Raw genomic sequence first — 11647 nt, 5'->3', positions numbered from 1 at the left:
CTCCTTGCAATCTGATTTCGAGGACGCTTCCCACGCGAGAGGGTGGGTGCACTCGCATTGAGGTTGCCTGGGCGTTTGGGGGCGGCGCGTCGCGCGCTATGTCATGCCGCGCGACCATTGATTTCGGTTTTTGGTTAATCGACATAAAAAATTAGTAGTCCTAATTGACCGGGCCAGGCCGCGTGCATGGAAGCCCGTGGGCTCGCTCGTCCTATCGAAGGCGGAGCGGCTCGCTGACACGCTGCACGTCGTTGCGATTCACGGTCGGTTCTCTTCGTGCTCCGTCGCTCTCGTCAATGCGACATGAAGCGCAAGCAAAACAAGGTGGAACAAAGATGAACAAGTCATTCAAGACGATATGGAACGAGGCGCTCGGCGCCTGGGTCGCCGCATCGGAGTTGGACAAGTCGTGCGGCAAGGGGAAGACGGGAGCCGGAGCCGCCGTGTGCGGCGGGCGAAGCGATCAGACTGGCGAGCACGACACTACTATTCAGCGCGGTTCCAATCTACGCGCGCTGGCCATGCTGTTGTTGACAGGCTTAGGCGGATGGAGCGCGCAATCGCAGGCCCAACTGGTCTGCTCGTCCGCCCCCTACAATTTCTATAGTGGCAGCACTTCGTGCGTGGGCTACATGTCCACGGCCTCTGGAGGCGGAGCCACCGCGGTAGGTTATGGCGCCAACGCTACGGGAATCAACCCCACGGCCGTCGGCTTTCAAGCCATCGCCACTGCTACTAACGCGATTTACCTGGGTGCGCGCAGTGCTCCCGGTACAGGTGCGACCGCCGAATCGGCGATTGCCATCGGTACGGATGTCCAAGCTAACGGAACCAGCGCCATCGGCATGGGCGTGGACTCCGTTTCAAGTGGCACTAGCTCGACGGCGGTCGGGGCATCGTCTAAGGCAACGGGAAACAACAGCGTTGCAATCGCAAGCGGCGCCACCGCCGCCGGGCAGCAGGCGGCAGCGTATGGCTACTTATCCCAGGCCAGTGGTGCTTTCTCCGTCGCGCTCGGCAATCAAGCGACCGCGAGCGATTCCGGTACGGTGGCCATCGGCAACCAGGCAACGAGCGCTGTTGCGGCAGGCGTCGCAGTCGGGAGCGGCGCTTTGGTCAACGCATCGTCCGGTGTCGCGATCGGCGTCAACAGCGGCGCGAAGGGGGTGGCCGCGATCGCAATCGGCGCGGGCGGGACAGCCGGCGTTCCCGGCTCCGGAACGCAAGCTTCGGGAACACAGTCCATCGCGCTTGGATTCAACACGACGGCCAGCGGAACGTATGCCGCTGCGCTAGGCCAGCTCTCGACTGCCTCGGGCACGAGCTCGATGGCCCTCGGCAACAACTCGACTGCGTCGAATCTGTTCGCTGTCGCGTTGGGTAATTCCGCGCAAGCCGGCGGCACATCGTCGACGGCGTTGGGTGCGGGAGCGACCGCTTCGACGACCGGTACAGTGGCGGTCGGCATCAATGCAGCGGGCACTGCGGGGGACGCGATCGCGGTCGGAGCGAGTTCTCAGTCATCGGCCACCATGGCGATCGCTATCGGACCCGTCAGTACGGCGAGCGGCATCAATGCCATCGCGCTGGGACATTCTTCCACGTCCAGTGCGCAAGCCGCGGAGGCGCTCGGCTTTTCCGCCGTTGCCTCCGGGACGGCATCGACGGCAATCGGCAACACGTCGCAGGCGTTGGCTGCATCGACGGTCGCCATCGGGGACACGAATACGGTAGCCGCCGCGGCAGGAACCGGCTCTATCGCAGGCGGCCACAATTCGCGAGTCACGAGCGGTACGGGCGCCGTGGCCCTCGGCGAGGGTCAGACCGCAAGCGGCAACGGCGCGGTATCGATCGGCGATCCGGGCTCGGCCATCGGCACGGGCGCCGTCCAGTTGGGCTCGAACAATACGGCAAATGGCAACGGCGCTGTCGCGATCGGCAACAGCAACAACGCGCAAGGCCAAGGTTCCATCGCGCTTGGCAACACATCCAACGCCGCTGGCGCAGGCGGCGTCGCGCTCGGGTCCAGCGCCGTCGCGAGCAATACGAATGGCGTCGCTCTCGGTTCCGGCGCCGTGGCCACGAACAGCAACGATGTCGCGCTCGGCGCCGGTTCGACGACCGCCGGGCCGAACCCGACGCCGACGGGCAGTATCGCCGGGACGACGGTCACCTTCGCGGGCGGCAATCCCACGAGCGTCGTAAGCGTCGGCACGGCCACCGCGCCGAGGCAGGTGACGAACGTCGCCGCCGGGCAGATCACGAGTTCGAGCTTGGACGCGATCAACGGGTCGCAGCTCTTCCAGACCAACCAGGCGGTCACGAACATTTCGACGTCGCTGACCGGGTTGATCACGTCGTTCAACACACTCAATAACGAAGCCGTCAAGTACGATACGACCGGCGGCGTCACGAACTTCAACAGCATTACGCTGAATCCCGGCGGTACGTCGACGCAAATCCATAACGTCGCAGCCGGCACATCGGCCACCGATGCGGTCAACGTTTCGCAGTTGACATCAGCCGTGGCCGCGAGCGCGACGCACTACTACAGCGTCAATGACGGCGGCACCCAGCAAGGCAACTTTTCGAATAACGGCGCCACGGGCACCGATTCGATCGCGGCCGGCCCGAATGCAACGGCTTCTGGGGCAAATGGGGTAGCGTTGGGCTCGGGCGCGACATCGAGCAGCGCGAATGCCGTCGCGCTCGGCAACAACGCGCAAGCGACGGCGGCCAATTCGGTCGCACTCGGTTCGAACGCGACGACAACCGCGAACCTCGGTCAGGCGGCCTACAACCCGGGCACAGGCGTCTTGGCGGGTACGGCACCGATCGGCGAAGTCTCCGTCGGCTCCGCGGGCAATGAGCGCCGCATCACGAACGTGGCGGCAGGCTCCGCGGCGACCGACGCCGTCAACGTGAGCCAGCTGCAATCGGTCGAATCCCAAGTGACGCAGACGCAAAACAACGCCCTGCAGTGGGACCCGACGGCCAACGGCGGCACCGGCGCCTATAACGCCGATCACGGTGGAACCGGGCCGAACGTCATTACCAACGTCGCGCCCGGCGCGCTGAGCTCCGGGAGCACCGACGCGGTCAACGGCTCTCAGCTCTACACGACGAATCAGAACCTGTCGACGCTCTCGACCACGGTCAACAACATCCAGAATGGCGCGGGCATCAAGTACTTCCACGCGAATTCGACCGCGGTCGATAGTCAGGCGGTCGGCACCGACAGTGTCGCGATCGGTCCGCTCGCGGTCGCGACCGGAAACGACAGCCTCGCCGCGGGCAACGGGGCTCAGGCACAGTTTTCCAATGCGCTCGCGCTAGGCTCTCTGTCGACTGTTTCCGTTGCGGACGGCGTTGCGATCGGTTCGGGCTCCGTGTCGAACCGCACCGTTCCTGTGGGCAGCGGCACGATTGCGGCCGGAAGCCATGTGGTCAGCTACAACACCACAGACGAGAATCTGCTGGGCGCCGTTTCGTTCGGCGTGAATGGGAGCACCTATCGCCAATTGACCAACGTCGCTGACGGCAGCCAGCAAAACGATGCGGTGACTGTCAGACAGCTTACCGGCGCACTTGCATCGTTCGCAGTGACGCCGACGAAGTACTTCCATGCCAACTCCACGTTGGCCGACTCGCTGGCGGTGGGTTCTCAGTCTATCGCCGTCGGGCCGACGACTGTTGTCAATGGCGATAACGGTATCGGCATCGGCAATGGCGCGATCGTCAGCCAGGTCGCGCCAGGGGGTGTCGCAATCGGTGAAGCCGCGAATTCGGGACAGCCGGATGCCATCGCACTGGGCAGCGGCTCGACCGCGAATGGCGCGCAATCGATCGCCCAAGGCGCGAATTCGAACGCGGGATTCACCGGCGGTATCGCTCTTGGCTCCGGTGCGACCAGCAGTGCCGTCGACGCCGTTGCCCTGGGTGCCGGCGCGCAATCCACGTTCGCGAACAGCGTCGCATTGGGCGCTGGTTCGGTAACGACGATCGGGGCGCTTTCAAATTACATCGGATATGGCTTGAGCAGCCCCACTTCGTCGGTGGGTGAAGTCAACGTCGGATTCCGCCAGATTACCGGTCTCGCACCGGGCAAGGCGGCCACCGATGCGGTCAACGTTTCGCAGTTGCAGGCGGTTCAGCAACAGTTGACGACGCTGATCAACAACGGCGGAAGCTTCTCGTCGACATCACCGAGCGGCAGCAGCAGCGGTACGACTTCCGCGACACCGACGGGCCCGAACTCGTCCGCAGGCGGCTCCGGTGCGGTCGCCTCCGGTTCCAGCAGTACGGCGGTCGGTAACAACTCGCAGGCGTCCGGAAGCGGCACGACAGCGGTGGGTATGGGCGCAACGGCCACCGGCAATAGTTCGACTGCGATCGGCGCGGGCAGTAACGACGGAGGCCGTTCGGACGTCGTAGCCGTGGGCTCGAGCACCTCGACGCGTCAAGTCATCAACGTCGCGGCCGGTACAGCGCCGAACGACGCGGTCAACGTCCAGCAGTTGAGCAATGCACTATCGCAAGCCAACAGCTACACGGACAACCAGATCGCAGGATTGCGCAACAGCCTCGACTCGTATCGGCGCGATGCCGATGGAGGCGTCGCGACGGCGATGGCTGTCGCCGGCTTGCCGCAGCCGACGGGGCCGGGCAAGAGCATGGTCGCGATCGCGGGCAGTGTGTACCGCGGCCAATCGGGGCAGGCGCTCGGCATTTCGACGATCTCCGAGAACAACCACTGGATCTACAAGGCGGCCGTATCGACGAATACGCGCAGTACCTATGGCGCGGTGGTCGGCGCGGGGTATCAATGGTGAGCGGGCTGTAGTTGTCGCTAGACGCGGGGAGGGGGAGGCGGTATGAGCATCGGCGCTTCTATCACCCCGCATACCGCAACGTGATTCATTTCGGATTCCTATCGATCATGAACAAGAAATCTTTTTCAGCGACCCAGCTCCTTGCCGCGCTCTCGTGCCTGCTCGGCCTCGCCGCATGCGTCGGCCCGACGACCGACACTTCGTTCCCGAAGCCGGATCTGGCTACGACGCCTGACGGCACTTTTCCGAACCTCGAGAACCTGCGAATGGTCGATCTCGGCATGACGAAGAACCAGCTTTACGAATTGGTGGGGCCGCCGCACTTTCATGAGAGCGTTTTTCATGTGCGCGTCTGGAACTACCTGTTCCATTTCCGTACTGCAGAAAAGACGATCACATGTGAATATCAGATTCAGTTCGACAAGGACAGCCGAGTGAGCCAGACGCGGTGGAAAGATCAGGAGTGCGAACAATTCGCGCCTGCCAAGGTCGCGAGCAACGAAAGCGCGGCAGCCCCCGAGCCCGCGCAGGCTACCCCGGTGCAGTAGGCCGGAAGGCGGCTTCCGACGCTGAGTCGAAATGTTCGTGAAGACAGACACCGAAGGTAGGGGACCACGGCCGTGCGGCGCGCTTGCGCTGTGCGACCATGGTGCCGACGCTCGGCGAGGATTTCACGATAGCGCGCATCGCTGTTCCCCCGGGGTTCCCTCGTACCTCAGCGACGGGACCCTTTTAGCCGGCTCGTCCGGCTTTTTTTGCTATGGCGCCAATGTATTGGCAAAATCGCGAAACGACGTGTTCGCGGTAAAAAATGGAGAAGTGGTAATGAGAGGTATCACCGGGATATCGAGGGTTGTCGGAGCGTGCATGTTCGCTGCCCTCTCCACGATCGCTCATGGCGCCGAAGCGGGTGCCTCCGCCGATGAACTGCTCGGCGACGCGACGCTTTTGCTTCAGCAGATCGACGCGGGCCAGTACGCGACGGTCTGGCAGGAAACTGCCACGTTCGTACGGGCAAAATTTACGGCCGATGGATTTGCAAACGGGCTGTCTCAATCGCGAAAAGCCGTCGGCGCGGTCGATCATCGCGGTTGGGCGTCGGTGACCCGCCTCATCTTTTCCCACGACAAGGCGATCCCGGATGGCTTATATGCGAACGTCGACTACGCGACTTGGCTGACTGACGGACGCGTCGTCTATGAAATGGTGAGCTTCCAGCTAGGCAGCGATGGTCGCTGGTATTTCACCGGTTATGCGCCGCGGCTGAATCAGGGCGCTGCGCCGCAGGCACGCGTCGATCAGAAATCAGCGCAATGAGCCATTTGCGAAGCAATCCCATGCATGATGAATCCACAAGGGCGCGCCTTCACGGCAGCGCGGCGGAACGTCTGCAATGATCGATTCGAATACACGGTTGTCGAAGGTCCAGCAGCTTTTCGAGGCGGGCGAACTGATCGAGGCATCGGAGCATATTGCCGATTGGTTGGCACTCGAGCAGGACGACCTCGATGCCGCGATCGTGCAAGCTCAATTGCTGCGGCTCTGCGGACGTTATCAGGAAGCGCACGGGTGGCTCGATCGTCCGTTGACGGCGGCACCGGAATACGGCCCGGCATGCGTTGAAGCGGCACGTCTTTCAGCTCAGACCGGCGATCTGGACCGCGCGCTCGATTGGTTCCACCGCGCTCATTGCGTGATGCCGGACGCTAAAGACTGGCTGGGGGAATGGGCTGCTGTCGCCCATGAGAAGCAGCGATCGGATATCGGCATCGCCGTGGCGAAGTTGTGGAGTGAAGCCGCGCCCGAAGCCGCGGATGCCTGGTTCATGCTGGGGCTCCTGCATCAGCAGGCAGGCGCGTACGACGCATCGCTCGTGGCATATCGACGAGCGATGGCGATCAACCCGGATTTTCCGATGCTTCGCAACAACCTCTCCGCGCTGCATTACAACCGGGAGGAATTCGAGGCCGCGTTGAGCATCGGTAAGGAGGCCATCCGAGCCGAACCAACGCACCATCTCGCTTGGACAAATCTTGCCAATACGTGGCTTCGGTTGCGCGAGCCGGCGAAGGCCTTACTCGCCGGACGGCGGGCCGCAACGCTTGCGCCCAACTACGGGCTGGCTCAGCTGGCGTTGAGCAACGCGGCCAGGGAATCGCAGCAATGGGACGAAGCGTTCGACGCCATCGTGCGCGCGGCGACCGTCTCGGGCGCCGATCCGCAAATTCAATTCTCGGTGGCGACGCTGCAGCTGATGCGCGGCGATTTCCATAATGGCTGGATCAACTTCGAGGCGCGCTGGCATGGTTCGCCGGAGCTGAAGGGCTCGCCCGGGTTTTGTCCGGAGCGGCGCTGGCGCGGCGAGGCGCTCTCGGGCAAGACGCTGCTTGTATGGGGCGAGCAGGGCCACGGAGACGCCATCCAATTCATTCGCTTCTTGCCGTTGCTCGTGAAGCAAGCGCGCGACGTGGGCGGCGCGGTGGTCTGTTGCTGCTTTCCACCGCTCTTCGAGCTCTTCGAGCGGAGCCTGGCCGGCCATGACGTTACGGTCTTGCGGAGCGACGTGCCGCAGCTCCCCGCGTTCGACTATCAAATCCCGCTTGCCAGCTTGCCGCTCGCGCTCGGCATTACGCTGGAGTCGCTTCCCGCACCGGCGTCTTATCTCTCGGCGGATGCGGCGCGCGTCGCGCACTGGCGCGATCGAATGTCGGCGCACAACACGTTGAAAGTCGGCCTCGTCTGGACCGGCAGCCGTACCCATCAGCGCAATCCGCTTCGCGCGGTCGCTCCAGAGCTTTATGCCGAGACGTTTTCCGGATTGCCGGGAATCGAGTTCTACAGCCTGCAGGTCGGAGCGGCTCAGGATGTGGCGCGGATGGCCGGCGCGGGATTGGATGTCATCGATCGAACAAGCGAATTGCGGACGTTCGACGACACGGCCGCACTCATTTGCAATCTCGACCTCGTGATAACTGTCTGCACGTCTGTCGCGCATCTGGCTGCGGCGTTGGGCCGTCCGACGTGGCTGCTGCTCGACGTCAATCCGCATTGGGTGTGGATGACTGAGCGCCGGGACAGTCCGTGGTATCCGTCGGTAAGGCTTTATCGCCAGCGCAGCTATCGAGACTGGACGGCACCCTTGAATGAAATCCGCGCCGACCTCATGCGAGAGTTGGACGATTGAGGGCTGGCATGCGCGTTGCACAGATCGGGTCGAGCGTTGCCCAACTTAGTCCCGTCCGATTCGACGCATGCCATGAACTCGCGCATTTCCAAAAGCAGCAGCGCCGCGACGGCGGCCGAGGAGATGCCGCCCGGCCTGCGCCATAGCGACGACAAGCAGCCCGGCTTCACACGCAAAGCCGTAGACGGCGGCTTCGCCTACTTCGATCTTCGAGGCAAACGGATCACCGATCCGGAGGAAATCCGGCGCATCAATGCGTTGGCAATTCCGCCTGCCTACACGGACGTGTGGATTTGCCCCGATGCCCGGGGGCACTTGCAGGCAACCGGCCGCGACGCACGCGGGCGCAAGCAGTACCGCTATCACCCGCTTTGGCGCGAGGTGCGCGACGCGGACAAGTACCAGCGCATGGCGGCATTCGGCCGGGCCTTGCCGCGCATTCGCGCGCGCGTGACGCGTGACCTCAAACGACCTGGTATGCCGCGCGAGAAAGTCGTGGCTGCGATCGTCAAGCTGCTCGACGCCACCCTCATTCGCGTGGGCAGCGAGGAATACGCGCGCGAAAACGGATCGTATGGCTTGACGACGTTGCGCAAGAAGCACGTGAAAGTGGGGCCCGGGCAAGTGCGCTTCCGCTTTCGCGGAAAGAGCGGCATCGAGCATGACGTCCCGATCGACGATATGCGCGTGAAGCGAATCGTCCGTCGCTGCGCCGAACTGCCCGGTCACGACCTGTTCCAGTACCTCGACGAAACGGGCGACCGTCACTCTGTCGGCTCGGCCGACGTCAACGATTATCTGCGCGAGGCCAGCGGAGCCGACTTCACGGCAAAGGACTATCGCACGTGGGCGGGGAGCGTCTATGCGCTCGCATCGCTGCGCAGGCTGAGCGTGTCGAGCACTGCGCAGGCGCATCGTCACCTCGTCGAGACGGTAAAGGAAGTGGCGACGCTTCTGCGCAATACGCCTGCGGTATGCCGCCGGTGCTATCTCCATCCGGCGGTGGTCGCCGCGTTCGAGGCGGGGGAGTTGGCGGCGCTCGACGCGGCATCCGCGCGGCGAGGGCTGCGACTTCACGAGGCGGAGCTTTGCCAACTACTGGAGCAGGCGGACAAGCGCGCGGCAAAGTTGGCGCGTCAATCGGCACGAAAACGTGCTTCGCGAAACGGCACGGCCGAGCCGAACGCCGATGCGTCATTGGCTCAACTGCTCGGCAAATCGAGAGCGCTGCACAAGACCCGCCGCAAGAAGAGCCGCGCCGCTGATCATTCGGCGCCCTCCGTTGTCACCGATTCGACGTCGATTCATAGCGAGTCCGTCTGACCATACGAATTCGATCGCGGCATCCAGCTTTCGACGACAGTAGTTCGGCAAACTCCTGGCGCCAACGGGCAGCGGGCTTGGCTTACCGCGTTCGCTGGCGTGAAGGCCGCCGCATCACCCCAGGTTATCGCTGGTTCAAATTATTTCACTAGGCGGTTATCGGTCCCCCCTCTACCATAGCGTCAATCGGAACCCGCTTCCGAGGCCACAAGAACGAGTCGGAGACACACCATGACCTGCTCCCCCCAACCCGTTGTCGCACTCACGTTGGGCGATCCCGCTGGGATCGGTCCTGAGCTGATCGCGAAGCTGCTCGCCAGGCCGGCCGCGACGGAGCGCGCCAATATTGTCGTCGTGGGTGACCGCTGGCTATGGGCAGACGGTCAGCGCGTGGCCGGCACAGTCGTCGACACGGTCGACGTCAATTCATTCGGCGAAGTCCGCAGCCGGCCCGATACGTCGCGCCCGGCGTTTCTGGCAATCGATAGCGTCGCCGCCGGCGATGTTCATCGGGGCCGCGCCGAGGCGCCCGGCGGTCGATCGGTCCTGCGGATCCTGAACCTCTGCATGGATGCGACGCTCGACGGCGAAATCGATGCGATTTGTTTCGCACCCCTGAACAAGCAGGCGATGAAACTCGGCGGCTTGCGCCATGAGGACGAACTGCATCACTTCGCGGATTACCTCGGCGTAACCGGCTATTTCTGCGAGTTCAACACGCTCGGCACGCTGTGGACCTCGCGCATCTCTTCGCATATCCCGCTGAAGGACGCGGCGAGCTACCTGAGCGTGGAGCGCATCGAGCAGGCCGCGGAACTCATCTATCGTTCGCTGCTCGCCAACGGCGTCACGGCCCCGAAGATCGCCGTGGCAGCGTTCAATCCGCACGGCGGCGATGGTGGAACGTGCGGCCGCGAGGAGATCGACATTATCGAGCCGGCGGTCCGTGCACTGCAGGCCCGTGAGTGGCCGACCGAATCGCCATTCCACGGACCATTCCCCGCCGACACGATTTTTCTGAAGGCGCAGGCCGGCGAATATCAGGCGATCGTCACCATGTACCACGATCAAGGTCAAATCGCGATCAAGCTGATGGGTTTCTCTCGCGGTGTGACGGTGCAAGGCGGTTTGCCGATCCCGATCACGACGCCGGCCCACGGCACGGCCTATGACATCGCCGGCCTCGGCAAAGCCAATGTCGAAGCGACCTGGCAGGCCTTCGAGATCGCATGCCGGATGGGCGCGTCGTACCGCGCCGCTACGCGCACGACCGCTTGATCAACGATTGGCCTTGACCGGACTGCGCGCTCTCGGCGCAGTGGATAGTCATCGCTGACATTTCATTCGACGTTAGCCCATGACCTCTCGCACGAACCCGCCGCGCTTTCAGGGAATCTTCCCTGTCGCCCCCACCACGTTCCACCCGTCGGGTGAGCTCGATCTCGAAGGCCAGAAGCGCTGCATGGACTTCATGATCGATTCCGGCGCGGACGGCATTTGCATTCTCGCGAACTTCTCCGAGCAGTTCGCATTGTCGGACGATGAGCGCGATTTGCTCACGCGCACCGTTCTCGAGCACGTGGCTGGGCGCGTTCCCGTTATCGTGACGACGACGCACTACAGCTCGGCCGTTTGCGCCGCGCGCAGCCGCCGCGCGCGGGAATTGGGCGCCGCGATGCTCATGGTGATGCCGCCATATCACGGGGCGACCTTTCGCGTGCCCGAAGCGGGGATCTACGAGTTTTTCGCGGCCCTCTCGGACGCGGTCGACATTCCGATCATGATCCAGGACGCACCGGCCGCCGGCACGCCGATGTCCGCCGCGTTTCTTGCTCGCATGGCTCGGGAGATTGAGCATGTCGCGTACTTCAAGATCGAAACGGCGGGCGCGGCCACGAAGCTGCGCGAACTGATCCGTCTGGGCGGCGAGGCGGTGGAAGGGCCGTGGGACGGCGAGGAGGGCATCACGCTGCTCCCCGATCTCGACGCGGGGGCCACTGGCTCGATGACGGGCGGTGCTTACGCGGACGGCATTCGCCCGATCATCGAAGCGCACCGGTCCGGAGATCGTGAAAAAGCATTTGCGTTATACCAGCGCTGGCTGCCGCTGATCAACTACGAAAACCGGCAGAGCGGCATCTTGAGCGCGAAGGTGCTGATGAAAGAGGGCGGCGTGATCGCCTGCGATGCCCCGCGACATCCGATGCCGCCGCTGCCGCCGGAGATGCGTGCCGGCCTGCTCGATACCGCTCGCCGCCTCGACCCGCTCGTGCTGCGCTGGGGGCATTAGTGCACTAGCGTCCGCGAC

7 protein-coding genes are annotated in these 11647 nt (G+C 63.6%); all 7 read left to right on the top strand.

Annotated features, from left to right (window positions below):
• Positions 1-335: 335 nt before the first annotated feature.
• The 7 genes from C9I57_RS00725 to C9I57_RS00695 all read left to right on the top strand — a co-directional run bounded on the left by C9I57_RS00725 (position 336) and on the right by C9I57_RS00695 (position 11629).
• Positions 336-4832, top strand: coding sequence for a YadA-like family protein (locus C9I57_RS00725; protein WP_219909843.1), 4497 nt, complete (start codon positions 336-338; stop codon positions 4830-4832).
• 107 nt (positions 4833-4939) lie between these two features.
• Positions 4940-5380: an outer membrane protein assembly factor BamE gene (locus C9I57_RS00720; protein WP_107148741.1), complete on the top strand. Its 441-nt coding sequence runs from the start codon at positions 4940-4942 to the stop codon at positions 5378-5380.
• 37 nt (positions 5381-5417) lie between these two features.
• Entirely contained in the window at positions 5418-6149 is a 732-nt protein-coding gene (locus C9I57_RS00715; protein ID WP_258187430.1) for a DUF4019 domain-containing protein, read from the top strand.
• Between the two features lie 76 nt (positions 6150-6225).
• Positions 6226-8016 carry a tetratricopeptide repeat protein gene (locus tag C9I57_RS00710; RefSeq protein WP_107148739.1) on the top strand — a complete coding sequence of 597 codons (1791 nt, stop codon included), beginning with the start codon at positions 6226-6228 and terminating at the stop codon, positions 8014-8016.
• A 72-nt stretch (positions 8017-8088) separates the two neighbouring features.
• Entirely contained in the window at positions 8089-9339 is a 1251-nt protein-coding gene (locus tag C9I57_RS00705) for a DNA topoisomerase IB (protein ID WP_107148738.1), read from the top strand.
• A gap of 231 nt (positions 9340-9570) precedes the next feature.
• On the top strand, positions 9571-10617 hold the full coding sequence (locus tag C9I57_RS00700) for a 4-hydroxythreonine-4-phosphate dehydrogenase PdxA (RefSeq protein WP_107148737.1): 1047 nt from the start codon (positions 9571-9573) through the stop codon (positions 10615-10617).
• Positions 10618-10696: 79 nt separating this feature from the next.
• Positions 10697-11629 carry a dihydrodipicolinate synthase family protein gene (locus tag C9I57_RS00695; RefSeq protein WP_107148736.1) on the top strand — a complete coding sequence of 311 codons (933 nt, stop codon included), beginning with the start codon at positions 10697-10699 and terminating at the stop codon, positions 11627-11629.
• Positions 11630-11647 lie beyond the last annotated feature (18 nt).

This window comes from Trinickia symbiotica, from assembly GCF_003028655.1.
GTDB lineage: Bacteria > Pseudomonadota > Gammaproteobacteria > Burkholderiales > Burkholderiaceae > Trinickia > Trinickia symbiotica_A.
The sequence above is the reverse complement of the archived record's forward strand: the minus strand, read 5'-3'. Positions and strand labels throughout refer to the sequence as shown.

Bases quoted from the DNA above. Each gene is read 5' to 3' on its own strand.
- C9I57_RS00700 (WP_107148737.1), top strand. From the start codon at position 9,571: ATGACCTGCTCCCCCCAACCCGTTGTCGCACTCACGTTGGGCGATCCC.
- C9I57_RS00720 (WP_107148741.1), top strand. From the start codon at position 4,940: ATGAACAAGAAATCTTTTTCAGCGACCCAGCTCCTTGCCGCGCTCTCG.
- C9I57_RS00710 (WP_107148739.1), top strand. From the start codon at position 6,226: ATGATCGATTCGAATACACGGTTGTCGAAGGTCCAGCAGCTTTTCGAG.
- C9I57_RS00695 (WP_107148736.1), top strand. From the start codon at position 10,697: ATGACCTCTCGCACGAACCCGCCGCGCTTTCAGGGAATCTTCCCTGTC.
- C9I57_RS00705 (WP_107148738.1), top strand. From the start codon at position 8,089: ATGAACTCGCGCATTTCCAAAAGCAGCAGCGCCGCGACGGCGGCCGAG.
- C9I57_RS00725 (WP_219909843.1), top strand. From the start codon at position 336: ATGAACAAGTCATTCAAGACGATATGGAACGAGGCGCTCGGCGCCTGG.